The sequence below is a fragment of the Ruminococcus flavefaciens genome (assembly GCF_900143025.1).
Taxonomy (GTDB): Bacteria; Bacillota; Clostridia; order Oscillospirales; family Ruminococcaceae; genus Ruminococcus; species Ruminococcus flavefaciens_I.
Genome location: NZ_FRCT01000002.1, coordinates 262,199 through 284,010, shown reverse-complemented (window position 1 = coordinate 284,010; position 21,812 = coordinate 262,199). Strand labels below are relative to the sequence as shown.

Below are 21,812 nucleotides of genomic sequence, written 5' to 3'. Positions count from 1 at the left end.
TATGAAAATACCAAAGCGAATCGCATCGGCTGTGATAAATTCACTTAAAGGCGGCGTTGTACCGCGCACAGGACTGCCGTATATAACTGTAGGCCGTGAAAAAGAAATAGAAGCGCTTCTTCATGATGTAGATATTATAGCTGACGGCGGTGCAGCGTTTCGTTTTATCGTAGGTAAATACGGAAGCGGAAAAAGTTTTCTTTTACAGACTATAAGAAGCCATGTTATGGACAGGAATTTTGTTGTTGTGGACGCTGATCTATCACCCGAGCGAAGATTGCAGGGAACAAAAGGGCAGGGACTTGCTACATACAAGGAACTCATCAGGAATATGTCCACAAAAACGCGTCCTGACGGTGGTGCACTTACGCTTATACTTGACCGCTGGATAAGCAGTGTACAGTCTCAGGTCGTTTCGAAAGACGAGATTTCATCAGAGTCACCTGATTTTGATAAAGCTGTCGAAAAAAAGATTTATGAGGTAGTAAATGCGCTCAGTGAAATGGTACACGGCTTTGATTTTTCAAAGCTCCTTACCATATATTATCATGCTTCGAAAGAATGCAATGACGAACAAAAAGCCAAGGTCGTAAAATGGTTCAGAGGAGAATACGTAAACAAAACCGAAGCAAAGTCCGAGCTTGGTATAAATATAATTATAACTGATGACGATTGGTATGAGTATATTAAGTTATTTGCAATGTTCCTCAAAATGGCAGGTTACAATGGTCTGCTTATACTCGTTGATGAGCTTGTTAATATCTATAAGATACCGAATTCCATAACACGCCAGTATAATTACGAAAAGATACTCACGATGTACAACGATACATTGCAGGGAAAGGCTAAATATATGGGCATAATTATGGGCGGTACTCCACAATGTATTGAGGATACACGCCGCGGAGTTTACAGCTATGAGGCATTGCGTTCAAGGCTTGCAGAGGGACGTTTCGGACGAGAAGGAGTAAAGGATATGCTTGCTCCTGTTATACATCTTACAACTCTGACATATGAGGAAATGCTTGTTCTTACAGAGAAACTTGCAGATATCCATGCGCAGCTGTTTGATTATCAGCAGAAGATCACCCAGGATGATATGATAAGCTTTATAAAGCTGGAATTCGGAAGGATAGGTTCGGATAGCCACATAACTCCGAGAGAGGTTATTCGTGATTTCATAGAGCTCCTTGATATCGCATACCAGAATACGGACATAAACATAAGCGAATTCATTTCATCCGAGCTGTTAAGCTTTGCAAAGCCAGCTATTGGAGAAAAAAACGTGGCAGAAGATGAATTTGCGGAATTTGAGATATAAAAATTATTATGAGTATATTTGAACGATACGCTCCATTTATACAGGACTATATCTATCGTAACAACTGGGAGTCGCTAAGAGCTATACAGACTGCGGCAGCTGATGCAATATTTAATACAGATGAAAATGTTCTTTTATCCGCATCAACAGCCTCAGGAAAGACCGAAGCAGCATTTTTCCCGATACTGACATTATTTACGGAGGATATGCCGCGAACAGTTGGAGCGATATATATAGGACCTCTGAAAGCACTGATAAACGATCAATTTATGCGACTGAATGAGCTTTGTGACGAAGCTGATATCCCTGTTTGGCATTGGCACGGAGATGTTGCACAGTCTCATAAAAACAAGATGCTGAAAAAGCCGTCAGGAATATTGCAGATAACACCGGAATCCCTTGAAGCAATGCTTATGCGCAAACACGCCATGATACCCAAGCTTTTCGGAGATCTTCGTTTTATAGTTATTGATGAGATACATTCTCTTATGCGGGGAGATCGCGGCGGTCAGACGATATGTCTTATTGAACGTCTTTGCCGAATGGCAGGAGCAAATCCAAGAAGGATAGGACTTTCAGCAACAATAGGTGACCCGGAGGCAGCAGGAAGATTTCTTGCATATGGCTCCGGAAGAGGCACCGTAATACCTAAAATCGAAGCAAAAGGCGTAAAATGGCGGCTGTCTATGGAGCATTTCTATATCAGTCAGCAAAATATACCTGAAGGGAAAGAGACTCCTGATGCATTGCCGGTGCTTGATGAAAAAACAGATACTGCTCCTGAAAACGCTGATTCTGGAATGGGCTATATTTTTGAGCATACTCGCGGCAAAAAATGCCTTATATTCGTTAATTCAAGAGAAGAATGTGAAGCGGTTACAACAACTCTGCGTTCATACTGTGAAGCAAAGCATGAGCCTGATCGTTTCCTTATACATCATGGAAACCTTTCTGCCGCTTATCGTGAGACCGCAGAACAAGCCATGAAAGACGAAGATACGTTTATGACTACCTGTACTACTGCAACACTTGAACTTGGTATAGATATAGGCAGGCTTGAACGAGCATTCCAGATAGATGCACCATTTACGGTATCATCTTTCCTGCAGCGTATGGGACGAACAGGCAGACGAGAGCTGCCGCCTGAGATGTGGTTTGTGATACGTGAAGAACTTCCTGAGCCACGTTCCATGCTGCCTGAAACAATCCCGTGGAAGCTTTTGCAGGGAATAGCACTCATACAGGTATATCTTGAAGAAAAATGGGTCGAGCCGCCAAAGCTTGACAGGCTGCCATATAGTCTGCTTTATCATCAGACCATGAGTACCCTTGCGTCATGCGGCGAGCTTACCCCTGCCGCACTTGCTTCAAAAGTACTTTCGCTGAGCTACTTCAACAGGATAAGCAAAGACGACTATAAAATACTCCTCCGACACCTGCTTGAAAACGATCATATACAGCGTACAGAAGAGGGGGGGCTCATCATAGGAATAACAGGTGAAAGAGTAGTCAACAGCTTCAAATTCTATGCTGTATTCCAGGAAAACGAAGAATATACAGTGCGTTGGGGCTCGCAGGAGCTTGGTACAATCGTTTCCCCGCCTCCTGTAGGTGAAAAGGTTGCTATTGCAGGTCATGTGTGGATAGTCGAGGAGGTCGACCATAAACGCCGACTCGTTTATTGCGAGCAGATAAAAGGAAAAGTACCTGCTTATTTTGGTGATTGTCCCGGCGATATCAACACAAAGATACTTGAAAGAATGAAACAGGTGCTGATAGAGGACAAAAGATATCCGTATTTAATGAAAAATGCAGTTCTTAGGCTTGATCAAGCACGACTGACCGCTCGAAATTCGGGCGTTACGGAGCGTCCTCTTATATGTCTTGGCGGAAATATGTGGTGCCTGTTACCGTGGTTAGGCACTTATGCGTTTCTTGCAATGGAACGTTTTCTGAAACTCAAATGCGCTGACAGACTGGGCTTGCGCGGAATGGATTCGGCAAGACCGTACTATATCCAGTTCACCATGAAGGTATCTTCGGAGGAGTTCTTCTCAATTGTTACAGAAGAGGCTCAAAAGGAATTTGATCCTCTTGAATTGGTATATAACGGAGAAGTACCTGTTTTTGAGAAATATGATGAGTTTTTGCCTGAAATATTAGTAAAGAAAGGCTTCGCTCACGGGATTCTCGGTATAAAAGAGATGAAAAGCCGCATTAAAGATTGGGAATATTTAATTAATTAATCGCAATTTTTGTCTTGATTTCTCAGCAAAAAAGTGATATAATAAATAATAATGAATATAGAATAGGATAGGTAGGATGTTTTATGAAAATTCAGCAGCTCGAATATGTAATTGCAGTAGCGAGAGAGGGCAGCATTACTAAAGCAGCAAAAAAACTATACCAGGCTCAGCCTAATATAAGCATTGCTCTGAAAGAGCTTGAAGCTTCTTTGGGAATTCAGATCTTTAATCGCTCACCCAATGGTATGATACTCACTCCTGAGGGAGAAGAGTTCCTTGCAAGAGCACAGACAATCGTAGACGAAATGCAGAGCCTTGAACGTGACTACGCTCAGACTCCTGAAAATGAACTTAAACTCAAGGTCGCAGCAGCTCGTTCTACTTATGCTACATCTGCTATGGGACATCTCATAAGTGAGTACTCCGAAAAAACAAACAAGCTTGAAGTACACGTTATGGAAACAAGCACAGCAAAGGTCATGGAAGATATATGCGCCGGAAAATATGATATCGGTTTTATTCGTATCCCGAGTGCATATGCAGATATGATCGAAAGCCGTCTCAAGGCAAGAAATCTTGTGGGAAGAACTATTATGGAATTTCCGCTCCAGATAGTAATGAACATGAATCACCCTCTTGCAGAATACGATGATGTTCCGTATGAGGAGCTTAGTAAATATCCTGAAATCATTCACGGTGATGACGAACCTGAAATGACAAGAAGAGCTTCGATAAATCAGGATTATGACGATAAGCGCTCCACAAAGAGAATTTTCATCTACGACAGAGGAACACAGATCAGTATGCTCAAGACTGTAAAAAATGCTTATATGTGGGTATCACCCATGTCTCAGAGCAGTCTCAGATACAATGATCTTGTTGTTAGAAAGTGCTCATACGCCAAAAACCTTAACCGTGACATGATCATTTACCGTAAGGCAAGTGAAAACAGTACACTTATTGCCGATTGTGTAAGGACAGTTTACGAATATGCAGACAAAATAGAAGGTCTTGAAATATAATTATACCCCGATCAAACGGATCACCGTTTTGATCGGGGATTTTTTGTAAAAAAAAGAATGAGAGCCATTAGGGGGGAGGTTCTCATTCTTAATAAGGGGATATGAGATTGTCATTTATGAAAGAATGACTTTCCATAAATTATTATAGCATAGAGGGGCATATATTGCAAATATAAAAAATCTATTCCTTTATATGTTATATATATTATACGTTATTTAAGTAAGCAATTTACTTTCTATTAATATTTGAGCCATTTTTTAGAAATAAGTATATATTATAAAGAAAACAAATAAAAATCCTTTTAATGAATAATAAAAAAGCTGCCGAATGATCGGCAGCTTTTATGTTATTGCAGTCTTTTATGATCCTCATCATCAGGAGCGGTATATCCTGTAACATCTATAACGTCAGGAGAATTTGAAGAATTTCTCTGATTTATGACATACGCTACATAATAATTGAACGCAGCAAACATAAGCATTACAATACCGATTATGACGCGAATTATATTCCCGCCCTTAAACGGGTTGAATATCAGGAATATAGAACATACCAGCAGTAATATACCGAATATCAACTGTAAAAGCTTCAATCCCTTTGTGAAATCCTTGCTTAAAGCTTTGACAATCTGAGTTATTGCAACAATAGCTATTACTATACCTGCAATGAGAGATATTTGTGCTGCGATAAACTTTGGAAGGTACATTACAAAAAGTCCTATAAGCACTCCTATTACACCTGCCGGAATAAGTCCAGCACCATCACCGCTGCCGAGTCCGCCTAAAACTGTAAAGGCGCTTCCTACTATGATCGCTCCTCCTATTATATAGAACACCCATGAAAGAACACCCGGGAAAAATGTAAACAGAATACCGCAGATCGTCAGCAGTATACCTTTTAAAATATAGTTTGAATTGTCGATTTTCACGAGATCACTCCTATCTTAGAACATTTATGAACTTGATCTTTAATTTCTGAATGAAGTCTGATTTACTGTATATTTTAGCAGAAATATCATCAACTGTTTTCTTGCAAATCTTCAGTTCTTCTTCATCAGGAACTCCTTGTCCATAGCAAGCTTTCAGAGCAATATCTGTGAGCTTTTCAAAGCTGCCTGCTTCAAAATAATCACCTGCAAGCTTTTTCTCAACTTCTTCAGCAAAGGCTTTATAATTACCGTTTACACTTTTCAGCTGCATAGAAGCGAGAAGCTTTTCTGAATATGAATATATATTCTTTACTCTCGAAGGTGTTTTACCGGAAGTAAACTTCTTTTCGCGGTTTTTAAGAATAAAATATCTTCTTGCTAAGATTATAAGTGCTGCAATCACAAGAATGATTATGAGCTGCAAGATATATTTTAACGTCTTAGAAATAGCCTTGCCCTTGCCTTTTCCTATGCCTGTAACGACCTTTACAGAAGTTACAGTCTGAGTTGTCTGTGAATTTGTAATTGTAGTACGTTTACCGATTGTAGCAGAGGCAGAACTTATTGTAGTACGTGTTTCAGTCTGTGCCTGAGTATGGGTTGTTACAGTTGTTGCGGTAGTAGCTTCTGTAGGTTGTGTAGGATCTGTATTAATTTCCTTTGCGGAATAGCCTGCTGTGAATTCAAAAGGAATCCAGCCTATACCGTCAAGGTAAATCTCTGCCCATGCATGGCTTCGGTTATCCTTTACTTCTACTGTGACTGAATTGTCCGAATGTTTTTGACCTGCCGCAACATCGTCCTCAACAATTATGTATCCTGTAGCATAACGTGCGGGTATACCTGCCATTCTCGCAAGAATAACGCCTGATGTAGCAAAGTGTTGACAATATCCCTTATGATTTTCTAACAGGAAGTAGTTAACGAAATCACGGTTAGAAGGGGTCTTTCTCGGATATAAGGAATATGTACATTCAGCCTGCATTTTTTTCTTGATCGCTGTAAGAATATCAATTCTGCCTTTGACCGTTGAAATATCGCCCTTAAGAATATCAGAATATGCTTCTTTTACTTCTTGAATAGCTTTTGTATTAGGAACATCAAGGTAATTCTTGTAAACAAAGTCCTTATAACTGTTCTGGAGCAGCTGAGCCATGATAGTATCGCCGTTATCCAGCACGTACTGCCTGTTATACGGAATATCATAATCTATTGAAAAGAAATCGTCATAGGTTATGAGGTTATTTTCCGTACAGTATTTCAATACCTTTTCACGGCACTGTTTATCACGAATTTCAGAGGTTGAAAAGACCTCTCGCAAATCGTGATTGCTTTGATTTATTGCCTCAACTTCTTTTGAGATCGTATCAATATCCACAGGGAAGAATTTATACGATGCTTCTCCTTTTTTACCTCCGACAGGGGAAATAGTAAGGTCCTTATTGTATGAAAGTCCTCCGAAATTCTCTGTTCCATACGGAGCGTATACATGGCTTGATTTTTTTGTACTGGTTTTGATCCAGATGGTGTTATCATTACCGTCATAAATCAGCTTAGCCAATACAGCAGGGAAGTCCTGCGGATAAATATCATATTCTTTAAAGTCGTCAAATATTTTATTCTTGTATGCTTTTTTAGGAAGCTTGAACCATTCATTCTTTTTATATACTGAGCCGGCATAATCTTTTAAATAAATTGCACCGCTTACAGGACGTTCTATAGTAACTGTAAGGTCAGTAACATTTTTGTATCTAACGTGGTCGTTGTTTCCAAGCTTGTGATTTTCATATTCAAAATCAATTCCGAAGGCACTTGTAAGGTTTGAAAGACTTTCAGCAAGATTTTCAAAAGTAAAATCATTCATTGCTTCCGTAATGTCACGGCGTTTTTCGTTAAGTTTTTCACTTCTTTTATAATGTGTGACTCTCAGAAAGCCGTATGAAATTCCTGTAATGAGCATAACGCTTGCAATAATAAGTATTCCGCACTTTTCAGTAACTTTCAGCTTCATATGCCTTTTAGGGAAGAAAAGGTTATTCTTCCTTACAAAGCCGCTCTGACCGCCTGAATATTCACCAACATCTATAGTAGACATTGCAAGAAGTGAAAGCCAATATGCAATACAGAGCATACCCCATAAAATAGGAACTTCAATTCCGTTATACATTCCGAGCTCAAGTAGCGGGAATGTTATCATAAGAGGAAGCACAGGATTTGGTCTGCAAATTGTAAAGAAATATAATACTATAGCGAGCAGCCATACATAAAATACAAACAAGGTGGTGACAGATTTTATTTCGGATGATTTTATTACCGCCTTGTAATAGTTGATCTCTGTATGGTATGATGCTTTATATATAATATTGTATACAAATTTGAAGCCCATGGATATGAGTGCGGATTTTTTGTATGCATATGCCACAAAGGCTGCTACAGAAGCTGCATAGATCCATAACGCTCTTTTGCCTATAAGCGAAAGTATAAGATAAAAAATCGAAAAGCCTATTGCCGCAGCAGCTACTGTTTTTCCGTTAAAACGGAAAGAAAACATACCAAAAAATGACATCAAAATTGATGTAAATCCAATAACAGCAATGAGAGATGAAAAAGGCTTTCTGTAATTGGCATTTTTGCGTTTTACCGACATTACTATGCTGTCGCTTATAGAAATGCCATTCATGTTTTGCGAATTCTTTCTTTTCATTATATATCTATATCCTTTATAGAAGCAGATATTTTGCCGACAATAACAGGGATAATATTAAGAGAAGAATAGCCGGAACTTAAAGAGGCTATCTCCTCAGGCGAGTCAACAACAATAACCGCATTTTTGAAGTCTGCATCTACATTCTCATCAATATCATCAAGTATTGATTGATCAGCAAATGAGCTGATATACGTAAATGAAGCGAATGAAAGAGAATTTTTTTCCAAGAAATACTGTTCAGGTGAATTACTGAACATATTATCATTTATAGATGTTATTATATTTCGGATAACAGCTGAAAGCTCTGCACTGTCATGGATATCATGCTCTGCGAAACAATTCTGTGCAGAATTATAAAAGGTTACCGAATGACCTCTTTCATTGTCAAGAAGAAATTGAGAAATAGAGAGAAATGTTTCAATAAGAGTATCAAATACAGGAAGTGTAAGATCGTTATCTTTATAACACTTCAGATCAAGAAATAAAGAACAAGGCACATCTATAGGAAGACTGTATTCCTTTACTATAAATTCGTCCTTTTTTGAACTTAACTTCCAGTGTATACGGTTAAGCTTATCACCGGGATTGTATTCTCTTAGATCAAACACCTCTGAGGGATCATCGCCTGAACTATGCTCGGAAAATATATCACTTTCCTCATTTACACGATCACTGTAATGAACTATTCCTCCAACTTCATGTCCTTCAGGCATTACAACTACTTCAGTACTTATATTCTTTCCTGTTTTAAATTTAAAGATCCTGAGCGGATCATATATATTTAAATAGGAAGTCTTGATCTTTATTATTCCGCAGAATTTAGATTTTAACTGAAAGGTGATCCTTTGCGAGTTGCGAGGCTGTATCGGAAGGTAAAGATCAAAAGCAGAAGTTTGATTACTGAATACATTATAATATATAATATGCGCCTCAGCTTTTCCGATAGGGAAGATACTTCTGTTGTTTACAACAAGCTGAACGGCAAAATCCTTGTTTTTTGAAGTGTTCTTGTCCTTGACGGCAAATTCTACCGAGATCATTCTTTTGGTGATCCATGTAGTCACAAACATAAGAATTGGCAAAGTTACCATAACAATAAGAAGCACAAGTGCAAAATCCCATATATATAATATATAGAAGGCAGCACATACAAGTATCAGGACAATGAACAGTATTTTTGTAAGTAACATGATACCGCCTTACTTTTCACTGATACCCGGAACAGGTACTGTTCTGAGTATCTCTGTGATTATATCGGAAGCAGATGTATCAGAAAGCTTTGCCTTAGAATTGAGCATTATTCGATGTTCAAAGACATCGTTGCATATGTAAGAAATATCTTCGGGAATAACGTAATCACGTCCCATAGCAACGGCAATACCCTTTGAAATCTGCATTAGAGCAAGAGTTCCTCGCGGACTTACGCCAAGCTTTAGCATAGGATGATTACGTGTTGCAGCTGAAATAGATACGATATACTCATATATTCTGTCGTCAATATATATATTTGATATGTATTCCTGAAGCTCCTTTATAAATGAAACATCAGCAACAGGTTTTACATTTTCAAGTGGGTTATCACTGTGTTTTGCTTTAAGGATAGAAACTTCACCATCAAAATCAGGATATCCCATACTGAGTTTTATCATAAAACGATCAAGCTGTGAATCAGGAAGATTATGTGTACCTGCCGAACCAATAGGATTCTGAGTAGCTATTACTGTATAAGGCTCAGGAAGCTTATAGGTATTACCATCAACAGTGATGCTTTTTTCCTCCATAAGCTCAAGCAAAGCAGACTGTGTTTTGCTTGATGTACGATTTATTTCATCAGCGAGGAAAAGATTACAAAAGGCTACGCCGGGACGAAATTCAAATTTACCGTTTGATTTGTTATATACAGAAAAACCTGTAACATCGGACGGAAGTACGTCAGGGGTAAACTGCATACGATTATGCTCAAGAGAAAGCGCCTTTGAAAAAGCGAGTGCAAGAGTAGTTTTACCAACTCCGGGAATATCCTCGATAAGGATATGTCCTTTACACAGCATTGCAAGGAGCGCTTTGATTATTATAGCATCCTTGCCTATGACAGCTTTCTTGACTTCAGTGATTACAGAATTGATCTGGTTTGTATAATATGTATTGTTCATATTGTCTCTCCTATGAAATTTGTTTATACCTATTTATTATATCATTAAGAAATGATTTTTGCAATAGCTATTTGTATATTTTTGCAAAATGGAATGTCACCATTCAGTTACCAATTTAGTTGTAAAAATATGTCGAAAAAACATTAATTTCACGTAAAATTGGGCATTAATTATACCATTTGTCATTTTATATACCGCCCTTACTGTTACTATTTTGTAATAAACTGCTGTTAAATATCAGCTGTTATTAACATTACGTTCATATAATATCCATAATATATCAAACTAATATGTGCATGATTACTCTGAGGAGTATTTTTTTGTGGAAAAATTAAGCCAGAAAATGGAAATAATCCTGAAAGTATTGCTATTTCGGGGGAGATGTGTTATCATATCAACAGCCCGAAAAATTTGAAAATGCTTTTTTCAGGAAAGGATGAGTTGATGGGTAATCTTAAAGCCGCAGCTTTAGCTTGCGGAGTAGTTGTTTCAGTATTGGGCGGAGGTGTAGGAGTTGCATATATAACTTCTTCTACCGTCAGAAGTGCTGATATGTTAAAGAATGAGGACGTTCTTCTTTCAGTTAAGAAAAGCGAACTGAATTCAACATCTGCAACAATTGCAGAGGCTACAAAGGCAACTACATACAACAGAACAACCACCAAGAAATCTTATACAGCCGAAAATACAACGGCTGCAAGCAAAAACTATGCTGCTGCACAGGAAGGCACAACTTCCCAGCGAGCTACAGAGGCAGCTACAACAGCTGCTCAGATTTCAAGATCGGTGCCAGCACCGGCACACGCGCCGGCTGCAATCACACAGCCTGTTACACAGGCAGCTACAACAGCTGCAATCGTTGCAAAAACGGTTGAGTGTGCTGTAAAATCTACGTCATTGGTCACAAGACCTGTGACAACTACTACGACAGCTTCAACAACTACTACGACAACAACGGTCATTGAAGAGACTGCTGCCGAAGCTGAAATTGTTGAAACACCAACAGAAGCTCCCGAGCCAACAACCACATATGTTGAGCCCGAGACAGAAGCAGTAGCAACGGACGTTTCCGTTGAACAAAGTGGACTTTCGGTCACTGATGAGGAATATATTCTCCTTTGTAATGCAGTTGCGCACGAGGCGGGATGCAATTGGATAAGCGTGAACGATAAGGCACTTGTAGTAGAGGTTATTATGAATAGAGTTAATTCGCCTCGCTTCCCGAACACTATATATGACGTTCTTACTCAGCCATATCAGTTCTCGGGTGCATATGGATATGTAAATCTGGGCACATATTCATCATTTGTCACACAGAGTGTTAAAGACGCTGTTTCACTTTATTTAAACGAGCCGGAATCCTTTACTCAGGGTTACTTAAGCTTCTACGGTGACGGCGTAAGAAATCATTTTAGCTAAGATATTAAACAGTCGACATACGGTCGGCTGTTTTTTATTATATCCATATCATGTTTATGTTGCGATTTTTTCTTGTGTATGGTATAATTATTATATTATGTAAAAGGAGTATTCTATGGAAATAAATGTAAGAAAAATTGCAGATCTTGCAGCTCTTAAAATCGAAGAAGACAAATTTTCAAGCTTTGAAGCTCAGTTTATGGATATTATAAAAATGATGTCAGAACTTCCCGAATGTGACGAATACGAGATCATTCCTCAGCCAATGGAGCTGAGAGATGATATTATAGAAGATAGCAGCATCAGTCGTAATGAACTTATGAGTAATGCCTGTGAAGTTGTCAATGACTGCTTTACTGCACCGCAAACGGTAGAGTACTGATGAGATTGTGTGATAATACTGCGCTTGAGCTTGCTAATATGCTCCGTAAAAAGCAATGCAGCGCAAAGGAAATATATTCTGATACTTTACAGAGAGCACAAGATGAGCAGAATACAATAAACGCCTACATTACATTTAATGATGAAGCTGAAAAAGCCGCTGAAGCTGTTGACGCTATGATAGCCGACGGTAGAGAATTACCGCTTATTGCGGGTATTCCAATAGCAGTAAAGGATAATATATCTACTAAAGGTTTAAGAACGACCTGTGCTTCAAAAATGCTGCGCAGCTATGTACCTCCATACGATGCTTTTGCTGTTGAAAAACTCAGAAATGCAGGAGCAGTTATCATAGGTAAAAGCAACATGGACGAATTTGCTATGGGCTCTGCTTCTGACACAGGCTTTTTTGGTGCTGTGAGAAATCCTGTAGATACAAATTATTCAGCAGGTGGCTCATCAGGTGGTTCGGCTGCATCAGTTTCAAGCGGTGGAGCTGTACTGGCACTTGGTTCCGATACAGGTGGTTCTGTACGTCAGCCTGCGTCACTGTGTGGAGTTGTTGGATTTTGTCCGTCATACGGCGCTGTATCAAGATATGGACTTATTCCTTTTGCCTCTTCATTTGACAGGATAGGCTCAATTGGCCGAACTGTAGAAGACACATATTTACTCCACAATATAATAAACGGAGCAGACCCTAAAGATGTAACAAGTTTAAATATATTTTATCCTTTTAACTTAATTGGAGAGTTACAAGGCATAAGGATAGGCATTGTAAAGGAACTGTGGAACAGTTTCATAGATGACGATGTCAGATCATCTGTTATGTCAGCTATAAGATTAATGGAGAAAAATGGCGCTGTAATAAAGGAAATCTCAATACCTGACATTTTATCAGCAGTTAAAGCTTATTATGTTATATCATCGGCAGAGGCTTCTTCAAATCTTGCTCGTTATGACGGCATTAGATATGGGCATCGTTCTGACAAATGCGAAAATCTCAATGAATTATACAAGAACAGCAGAAGCGAAGGCTTTGGTGACGAAGTCAAACGGCGTATAATGCTTGGCACATTTGTGTTAAGTGAGGGATTCTGTGATGATTATTACAAACGTGCAGTTGCTCTGCGTAAAAGCTTATGCGCCGGATTTGAAGAAGCTTTTCAGCAGTGTGACATTATTGCTTCACCTGTGTATCCTAAAGCAGGATTGAAACTTGGTGAAAACAAAAATCCCACAGAAATTTATTCGGCAGATATTTTTACAGTTCCTTCAAGTATGGCTGGACTTCCGTCAATAAGTATCCCTTTCGGCAAAAACAGAGAAGGACTGCCCATAGGCTTGCAGCTTATCGGCGGCAGATCATGTGATCACAAGGTTTTTGATATTGCATATGGTTATGAACTTGTTGGAGGTGGCTGTAATGACTGAACTCGAAAGCGTTATAGGTCTTGAGATACACGCTGAATTAAAAACAGATACCAAGATCTTCTGCGGCTGCAAAAATTCATTCGGTGCAGAACCTAATTCTCAGATATGCCCTGTATGTATGGGGCTTCCGGGAACGCTTCCGCGACTCAACAGTAAGGTATGTGATTTCGCTGTAAAAATGGGACACGCATTGAACTGCGAGATCAATCGCGTCAGCAGAATGGACAGAAAGAATTACTTCTATCCTGATCTTCCAAAGGCATATCAAATTTCACAAGCTGATATACCGATATGCGGCAAAGGCTTTCTTGAAATTATTGTTGACGGTAATGTAAGAAGAATAGGAATAACACGAATACATATAGAAGAAGATGCAGGAAAGCTTATACATGATGACGAATACAATGGTACTTTATGTGATCTTAACCGCTGTGGTGTTCCTCTTATTGAAATAGTTACAGAACCTGATATAAGAAGTTCCGAGGAAGCACACATATTTCTTGAAAACATAAGGAGTATCCTTAGATACATCGGTATTTCAGATTGTAAAATGCAGGAGGGAAGCATAAGATGCGATGTTAACGTTTCGATGCGTGAAAAAGGGGCTCCGTTAGGGACAAGATGCGAATTAAAAAACGTTAACAGCTTTAGTGCGGCAGTCAGAGGAATAGAATATGAAATAAAAAGACAAACGTCTCTTATTGAAAATAATGAGCAGATAGAACGCGAAACCAGACGATGGGACGATAAAAAGGGAATAAGTACTTTGATGCGTAATAAAGAAAACGCACAGGATTACAGATTTTTTCCTGAGCCTGATCTTGGAGCAATTGTTTTAAGCGATGAAAGAATCAATTCACTTAAAGCCGAAATTCCTGAACTGCCAAACAAGAAGGTAATACGTTACATAACCGAATATGGTCTGAACTATTCGGAGGCGTTTTTAATAGCAGATGCTCCTGATAAAGCCGAACTGTTTGAGCAGTGCATTGCTAAAGGAGAATGTTCTCCAAGATCAGCAGCCAATCGTATCATAGGCGAAATAACGAAATATATGAACGATACCGGAAAAAGCATTGCAGAAACCAAGCTTACAGCAAGTGAGCTCTCAAAGCTTTGCTGTGCTGCCGAAAAAGGTATAATATCAAGTTCAAGCGCTAAAACAGTACTTACGCACCTTATAATCAACGGCGGAGATGTTGCAGAGATCATAGAAAAACTCGGCCTCGAACAGAATTCGGATGATGATTACCTTTGCAGGCTTGCTGATGATGTTATTTCTGCCAATAAGAAATCCGCAGATGATTTCAAAAATGGTAAGACAAACGCACTTGGTCATCTTGTAGGACAAGCTATGAAGCTGTCAAAGGGAAAAGCTGATCCGCAGAAAATAAAGGATATAATATCAAATAAACTTAAAATGGAGGAATAAAAATGAAATTTATATGCTATCCTAAATGTACAACTTGTCAGAAGGCAAGAAAATGGCTCGATGAAAAAGGAATTGCTTATGAGTTCAGAGATATCAAGGAAGACAATCCCAGCTATGAGGAATTGAAGAACTGGTACAAGTTAAGCGGATTGCCGCTAAAAAAGTTCTTTAACACAAGCGGCTTACTGTATAAGTCAATGGAGTTAAAAAACAAGATACCGAATATGAGTGAAGAAGAACAGTTAAAGCTTCTTGCAACTGACGGAATGCTTGTAAAAAGGCCTCTTCTTATATGTGATGATGCTGTACTTGTCGGATTTAAAGAAAAAGAGTATGAAGAACTCTTTAAATAAGCGATAACTTCTGAAAAGCAGTCTTTTTGACTGCTTTTTTTCAATATATAGGGAAATTGCTGCTGCGGACTTGCAAAAAAATTATAAATGTGATATAATATTTGGGTATGCATAAAAACATAACCGAAAGGCAGAGGATTATGGCTAAGAAACAAGATTACGGTAACGACAGTATATCAATGCTAAAGGGCGCGGACAGAGTCCGTAAGCGTCCTGCTGTTATATTCGGCTCTGACGGATTGGACGGCTGTGAGCACTCTATCTTTGAAGTCATTTCAAACTCTATTGACGAAGCTCGTGAGGGCTATGGTAATAAGATAATAATAACTCATTACAGAAATAACGATATAGAGGTCGAGGACTTCGGCAGAGGCTGTCCTGTTGACTATAATAACAACGAAAAGCGCTATAACTGGGAACTTGTATACTGTGAGCTTTATGCAGGCGGTAAGTATGATACTGCTGCTGAGTCTTATGAGTATTCACTTGGACTTAACGGCCTCGGACTTTGTTCTACGCAATATTCATCTGAATTTATGGACGTTGAGGTAATTCGTGACGGTTTCAAGTATGATCTGCATTTTGAAAAGGGAAATAATGTAGGCGGATTAAAGAAAGAACCATGCAAGAAAAAGCAGACAGGTACAAAAACCCGCTGGCGTCCTGACCTGGAGGTTTTTACAGATATAAGTGTTTCTGACGAATTCTTCTGCGATATTCTAAAAAGACAGGCTATTGTAAATCCGAATATTCTTTTTGTTTTTCGCTCTGAAAATGAAGCAGGCGGCTTCAATGAACAGGAATTCTTATATGAGCAGGGTATAACTGAGTACGTTAAGGAGATAGCAGGTGAGGGGGCACTGTCCTCGATACAGCACTGGACTGCCGAGAAAAAGGGTAGAGACCGTGATGATAAGCCCGAGTATAAGGTAAAGCTTGATGTAGCAGTTACGTTTTCAAACAAAGCAAAGCTTACGGAATACTACCATAATTCCAGTTTTCTTGAACACGGCGGCTCACCTGAAGAAGCTGTCAAGCGTGCTTTTGTAGCACAGATAGACAGCTATATCAAGTCTGTTAACGGCTATCAGAAGAATGAGGGCAAAATAACATATCCGGATGTTGAGGAGAGCCTTATCCTCGTTTCATCGTCATTTTCTACCCAGACTTCATATGCCAATCAGACCAAAAAGGCAATAACAAATAAATTTATCCGCGAGGCTATGACAGAATTCTTACGTCATCAGCTGGAGGTATACTTCATTGAAAATCCCGATGAAGCTCAGAAGATAGCCGAGCAGATACTTATAAACAAGCGCAGCCGCGAAAATGCTGAAAAAGTACGTCTTAACGTGAGAAAAAAGCTCACAGGTACTATAGACCTCGCCAATATGGTGGAAAAATTCGTTGACTGCCGTACAAAAGACGTTTCTCGCCGTGAAATATACATCGTGGAGGGCGACTCGGCTCTCGGTTCGGTAAAGCTTGCAAGAAATGCGGAATTTCAGGCAATAATCCCTGTAAGAGGTAAGATCCTCAATTGTCTTAAAGCTGAGTATTCAAAGATTTTCAAAAGCGAAATAATCACTGATCTCATAAAGGTCCTTGGCTGCGGCGTAGAAGTAACAGCCAAAGCTAATAAGGAGCTTTCAAACTTTGATATCAACAATTTTCGCTGGAGCAAAATAGTTATATGTACAGATGCCGACGTTGACGGCTTCCAGATAAGAACACTTATCCTTACAATGCTGTACAGACTCACACCTACACTCATCGAGCAAGGTTACGTATATATCGCTGAATCTCCGTTATTTGAGATAAACACAAAGGAAAAGACTTATTTTGCTTATACCGAACAGGAAAAACAGCATATACTCGAAATGATAGGCGATAAAAAGTACACTATTCAGCGCTCGAAAGGTCTTGGTGAAAACGAGCCTGATATGATGAGTCTTACAACAATGAATCCTGACACCCGCAGACTTATTAAGGTTACAGCAGATGATATAACCGAGTCAGCAGAAGTATTTGAAATGCTCCTTGGTGATGATCTTCAGGGACGTAAAGACTACATCTCCGAATATGGTGCTGATTATCTTGAACTTGCTGATATAAGCTGATGCCTGGTGGATATTTATGAAAAAGATAAAAATGACTAAGTGCCGTTTCTGCGGCGGAACTGAATTTATAACTGGTTATCAGAATTTTTACGGCGCTGTTTACAGCGCAGAGAGTATGTTAAGATCGTCTTCTTTATATCATACTATTTGCAGAGAATGTGGCAGTGTTGTAAGAACATATGTCAAGGATCCCGAAAAGCTTTTAAAGAAAAAAGACAGAAAATCATCGCAAGGAGAAGAGTAAATGCCAAGAAAAAAGGAAACTCCCAAAAAACAGCCTGTATTCAAGCACGAGGCTTATATAGAAGGTTCAGGCAGTGTAGTTGATGAAAAGATAACGGATACTCTTAAAAAGAATTATATGCCGTATGCTATGAGCGTTATCATATCACGAGCTCTTCCTGAGATAGACGGTTTCAAGCCTTCTCACAGAAAGCTGCTTTACATGATGTACAAGAGGGGATTGCTCAATCCTGATAAGGAACGTTCAAAGTCTGCTAATGTTGTCGGTGAGACCATGAAGCTCAATCCTCATGGTGATCAGGCAATATATGAGACTCTTGTCCGTATGACCCGCGGAAATGAAGCTCTGCTTCATCCGTATATCGACAGCAAGGGTAACTTCGGTAAGCAGTATTCCAGCAAAATGCACTTTGCCGCTCCTCGTTATACGGAAGTAAAGCTTGAAAAAATATGTAACGAGCTGTTTCGTGATATTGACAAGGAAACTATAGATTTCGTTCCAAACTACGATAATACTATGCAGGAGCCGACTTTGCTCCCTGCAACATTTCCTACAGTGCTTGTAAATTCCAATACAGGTATCGCTGTATCTATGGCAAGTAATGTATGTCCGTTCAACCTTGAAGAAGTATGCGAGACTACAATAGCTCTGATGAAAGATCCTGACCATGATATACTCAGTACACTTAAAGGTCCTGATTTCCCGGGCGGCGGACTCATGCTTTATGATGAAGCCGAGTTGAACAAGGTCTACGAAACAGGCAGAGGAAGCATCAAGGTACGTGCAAAATACAGCTATGATAAAAGCGCAAACTGTATTGAAGTAACAGAGATTCCATATACAACTACTATCGAAGCGATAATAGAGAAGATAATTGATCTTGTAAAGCAGGGAAAGATAAGAGAGGTCTCTTATATACGTGACGAAACAGATATTGACGGTCTGAAAATAGCTATAGATCTGAAACGCGGCACTGATCCCGAAAAGCTTATGCAGAAGCTTTACCGCCTTACGCCGTTACAGGACAGCTATCCGTGTAACTTCAATATTCTTATCGCAGGTACTCCTAAGGTAATGGGAGTACGTGAGATACTTATTGAGTGGACTGCATTCCGTGAAGAATGTATCCAGCGCAGAACATACCACGATCTGCAGAAGAAAAAGGAAAAGCTCCATCTTCTTGAAGCACTCTCAAAGATACTTCTTGATATAGACAAGGCTATCAAGATAATCCGCGAGACCGAGAATGAAGCAGATGTAGTGCCAAATCTTATGATAGGCTTTGGCATTGATGAGATTCAGGCGGAATACGTAGCTGAAATAAAGCTTAGAAATATAAATAAGCAGTATATTTTAAGACGTATAGAAGAAGTCGACCAACTCAAAAAGGATATCGAAGAAATGGAAGATATCCTTCGTGATAAGAAGAAGATACGTAAGATAATCGTAAATGAGCTTCGTGATGTTATCAAAAATTATGCTCAGCCGAGAAAAACTATGTTTTATTATCTTTCAGATGTTGAGGATACAGAGGACATAGATGATACACCTGATTATCCTGTCAATATTTTTGTTTCTGACAGCGGCTACTTCAAGAAAATCACTCCGCAGTCACTCCGAATGAGCGGAGAACAGAAACTTAAAGAGGGAGACTTTATCAGTCAGAGTTTTGAGGCTACAAACAAAACTGATCTTGTTTTCTTCTCTGATAAGGCTCAGGCATATAAATCAAGAGCAAGTGCATTTGATGATACAAAGGCAAGTGTAATGGGTGATTATATACCTGCAAAACTCAGCTTTGATGACGGTGAAATGCTGAAAACCCTTGTTCCTACAACGGATTACAGCGGTTATATTATTTTCTTCTTTGAAAACGGTAAGGCTGCAAAGGTTCCAATGAAGTCGTATGAAACAAAGACAAACCGCAAAAAGCTTGCAAAGGCTTATTCTGAGAAGTCGCCACTTGTTGCTGCTATATTTACTGCTGAGGACAGTGATATCCTTCTCAGAACTACAAGCGGTCACGCTTTAGTATTCAATACAGGTATGATTCTTCCTAAGTCTACGAGAGACTCTCAGGGCGTACAGGTCATAAATCTGCGAAAGAAAGCTCTTTTATCATCTGCTGCTATTATATCACCTGAGGATCTCCCGGAACTTGAAAAATATCGTTCAAAGAGCGTCCCTGCCGCAGGTAAGCCTGCTAAGGAGCTCGGCGACAGCAATCAGCTGACATTTTAATGTATCATAAAAGCCATAGTTTTACCGAAACGGAAAATCTATGGCTTTAATACTTTATATATCGAGGTGTAATATGAATAAGGAATGGTCTGAGCTTAATAAAACAATGCAAAAACAACTTAAAAAAGAAGATACTTATAAAAGCGGCATCATTACGCTATTTGAATTGAGAAATAAGCTTATGAAGGTCTTAGAAGAGTTCAAAACTGAATTATCCGCTGAAGATTTCAGCGCTATACCTTTTCTGAATAGCGAGGGATATCATTCCAAAACAATAGCATACTCGATCTGGCATATCTTCCGTATAGAGGATATCGTTGCTCACTCAATAATAAACGGTGATGAACAGGTATTTTTTGAAAAGAATTATAAAGAACGTATCAAATCGCCTATAATTACAACAGGAAATGAGCTTGTAAAGCAGCAGATCGCGGATTTTTCAAAGCAATTGAACATAGATGAGCTTTATTCGTATATTCAAGAAGTAAAGGATAGTACAGAAAATATCATTAATAATTTATCTTTTGATATGCTGAAAAACAAGGTTAATCATAAAACAAAGGAATATTTAAGCAGTTTAAACATTGTAAGCGAAGACGAGAACGCAATTTGGCTTATAGATTATTGGTGCGGAAAGGATATTCGCGGACTTATACAAATGCCATTCTCAAGGCATTGGATAATGCACACAGAAGCTTGCCTGCGTATAAGATCAAAGTTAAAATAATAAAAACAAGCCCGAAAGAAATTTCTTTCGGGCGTTTTTATTATTCCTGAGATATTATCTCTTTATAGAATTCAGAAACATCTCTGCGCTTATCCTTTGTGTACTGGATAGCTGTTCTTGGATGCTGATTGAAAAGACCTGTGAGAAGGTACTGAAGATCATATCCCCATACTGCGCCATCTGCGCGTAATTTATCCATGTGTTTTTCAATGAACTGGAATACAGGATAAACGTTATACTTTGGATTTTTAAGGAATCCGAGAAGAAGTTCCATTGCACAGTTGCCTGCACCTCTGCCCATTGCTGAATATGTAGCATCAAGCCAGTCTACACCATCACCGACTGCTTCAATAGTATTAGCAAAGGCCAGCTGCTGATTATTATGAGCGTGTATACCAACCTTTTTGCCGTATTTCTCTGCAAATTCACCGTAAAGATTAGCTATGCGTGCGATCTGCTCTGGATATAATGAACCGAAACTGTCAACGATATAAAATACATCAACAGGGGACTGACCAAGAATATCAAGAGCTACCTTCATATCACTTTCCTGAGCGTTTGAAATAGCCATAATATTACAGCTTACCTCGTAACCCTTTTTCTTAGCATCTTCTATCATGTCAACAGCAGTTGGTATCTGGTGGATATATGTAGCTACACGAATGAGATCAACAGGACTGTTTTCACGTTCAACTATATCCTGCTTATAATTACAGCGTCCGACATCAGCCATTATAGCAATTTTCAGATCTGTATGGTTTTCACCGACAATTGAACGGATATATTCATCATCGCAGAACTTGCATGGCCCGAAATCATCAACTTTAAACATCTCTTTATCAGCTCTGTAGCCAAATTCCATATAGTCTACACCGGCTTTGATGTTTGAAAGGTAAAGGTCTCTGACAAATTCGTCACTGAACCTGAAGTCGTTGACAAGACCGCCGTCTCTGAGAGTAGCATCTACTACTCTTACATCTGATCTGAAATTCATAAGCTTTGATAACTCTTTCATAAAAATTCCTCTTTCTTTTACGCTATAAAGCTTTAAGCTGTAACGCTTTAAAGCGTTTCTGTATGTAT

17 protein-coding genes are annotated in these 21,812 nt (G+C 39.1%); 12 read left to right on the top strand and 5 right to left on the bottom strand.

The window, feature by feature from the left end:
• The first annotated feature begins 1 nt into the window (after window position 1).
• From BUB28_RS03505 to BUB28_RS03495, 3 genes are all read left to right on the top strand, one after another.
• Entirely contained in the window at window positions 2–1,321 is a 1,320-nt protein-coding gene (locus BUB28_RS03505) for an ATP-binding protein (RefSeq protein ID WP_072948801.1), read from the top strand.
• A gap of 8 nt (window positions 1,322–1,329) precedes the next feature.
• Window positions 1,330–3,567 carry a DEAD/DEAH box helicase gene (locus tag BUB28_RS03500; RefSeq protein WP_072948799.1) on the top strand — a complete coding sequence of 746 codons (2,238 nt, stop codon included), beginning with the start codon at window positions 1,330–1,332 and terminating at the stop codon, window positions 3,565–3,567.
• 83 nt (window positions 3,568–3,650) lie between these two features.
• Window positions 3,651–4,589, top strand: a complete 939-nt coding sequence (locus BUB28_RS03495) for a LysR family transcriptional regulator (protein ID WP_072948796.1) — start codon at window positions 3,651–3,653, stop codon at window positions 4,587–4,589.
• A 347-nt stretch (window positions 4,590–4,936) separates the two neighbouring features.
• Here BUB28_RS03495 and BUB28_RS03490 read toward each other — a convergent pair whose 3' ends face one another.
• From BUB28_RS03490 to BUB28_RS03475, 4 genes are read right to left on the bottom strand one after another with little or no spacing between them, the layout of a single operon-like run.
• The gene (locus BUB28_RS03490; RefSeq protein WP_072948794.1) at window positions 4,937–5,518 is read right to left on the bottom strand and encodes a DUF308 domain-containing protein; all 582 of its coding nucleotides are present in this window, start codon (window positions 5,516–5,518) and stop codon (window positions 4,937–4,939) included.
• A gap of 10 nt (window positions 5,519–5,528) precedes the next feature.
• On the bottom strand, window positions 5,529–8,222 hold the full coding sequence (locus tag BUB28_RS03485; RefSeq protein WP_072948791.1) for a transglutaminase-like domain-containing protein: 2,694 nt from the start codon (window positions 8,220–8,222) through the stop codon (window positions 5,529–5,531).
• Window positions 8,222–9,415 (bottom strand): DUF58 domain-containing protein, encoded by a 1,194-nt coding sequence (locus BUB28_RS03480; protein WP_072948788.1) that lies wholly within the window; start codon window positions 9,413–9,415, stop codon window positions 8,222–8,224. The genes BUB28_RS03485 and BUB28_RS03480 overlap by 1 nt, the downstream gene beginning before the upstream one ends.
• A gap of 9 nt (window positions 9,416–9,424) precedes the next feature.
• Window positions 9,425–10,378 carry an AAA family ATPase gene (locus BUB28_RS03475; RefSeq protein WP_072948786.1) on the bottom strand — a complete coding sequence of 318 codons (954 nt, stop codon included), beginning with the start codon at window positions 10,376–10,378 and terminating at the stop codon, window positions 9,425–9,427.
• A gap of 444 nt (window positions 10,379–10,822) precedes the next feature.
• Between BUB28_RS03475 and BUB28_RS03470 the strand changes: the two genes are divergently transcribed.
• From BUB28_RS03470 to BUB28_RS03430, 9 genes are all read left to right on the top strand, one after another.
• Window positions 10,823–11,797 (top strand): cell wall hydrolase, encoded by a 975-nt coding sequence (locus BUB28_RS03470; protein ID WP_072948784.1) that lies wholly within the window; start codon window positions 10,823–10,825, stop codon window positions 11,795–11,797.
• 115 nt (window positions 11,798–11,912) lie between these two features.
• On the top strand, window positions 11,913–12,179 hold the full coding sequence (locus tag BUB28_RS03465) for an Asp-tRNA(Asn)/Glu-tRNA(Gln) amidotransferase subunit GatC (RefSeq protein WP_072948783.1): 267 nt from the start codon (window positions 11,913–11,915) through the stop codon (window positions 12,177–12,179).
• On the top strand, window positions 12,179–13,612 hold the full coding sequence (gene gatA / locus BUB28_RS03460; RefSeq protein ID WP_072948782.1) for an Asp-tRNA(Asn)/Glu-tRNA(Gln) amidotransferase subunit GatA: 1,434 nt from the start codon (window positions 12,179–12,181) through the stop codon (window positions 13,610–13,612). Before BUB28_RS03465 ends, gatA begins: the two co-directional genes overlap by 1 nt.
• Window positions 13,605–15,044 carry an Asp-tRNA(Asn)/Glu-tRNA(Gln) amidotransferase subunit GatB gene (gene gatB / locus BUB28_RS03455; RefSeq protein ID WP_072948780.1) on the top strand — a complete coding sequence of 480 codons (1,440 nt, stop codon included), beginning with the start codon at window positions 13,605–13,607 and terminating at the stop codon, window positions 15,042–15,044. Before gatA ends, gatB begins: the two co-directional genes overlap by 8 nt.
• A 2-nt stretch (window positions 15,045–15,046) precedes the next feature.
• Window positions 15,047–15,397 carry an arsenate reductase family protein gene (locus BUB28_RS03450; RefSeq protein WP_072948778.1) on the top strand — a complete coding sequence of 117 codons (351 nt, stop codon included), beginning with the start codon at window positions 15,047–15,049 and terminating at the stop codon, window positions 15,395–15,397.
• Between the two features lie 140 nt (window positions 15,398–15,537).
• Window positions 15,538–17,517, top strand: coding sequence for a DNA gyrase/topoisomerase IV subunit B (locus BUB28_RS03445; protein ID WP_072948776.1), 1,980 nt, complete (start codon window positions 15,538–15,540; stop codon window positions 17,515–17,517).
• Between the two features lie 16 nt (window positions 17,518–17,533).
• A complete protein-coding gene (locus tag BUB28_RS03440) occupies window positions 17,534–17,761 on the top strand; it encodes a hypothetical protein (protein ID WP_081373355.1) in 228 nt (75 codons plus the stop codon).
• Window positions 17,762–20,002, top strand: coding sequence for a DNA gyrase/topoisomerase IV subunit A (locus BUB28_RS03435; RefSeq protein ID WP_072948774.1), 2,241 nt, complete (start codon window positions 17,762–17,764; stop codon window positions 20,000–20,002).
• 73 nt (window positions 20,003–20,075) lie between these two features.
• Entirely contained in the window at window positions 20,076–20,729 is a 654-nt protein-coding gene (locus BUB28_RS03430) for a phage head-tail adapter protein (RefSeq protein WP_072948772.1), read from the top strand.
• 40 nt (window positions 20,730–20,769) lie between these two features.
• Here the strand turns inward: BUB28_RS03430 and BUB28_RS03425 are convergent, their stop codons facing one another.
• Window positions 20,770–21,744, bottom strand: coding sequence for an aldolase catalytic domain-containing protein (locus tag BUB28_RS03425; protein ID WP_072948770.1), 975 nt, complete (start codon window positions 21,742–21,744; stop codon window positions 20,770–20,772).
• Between the last annotated feature and the right edge of the window lie 68 nt (window positions 21,745–21,812).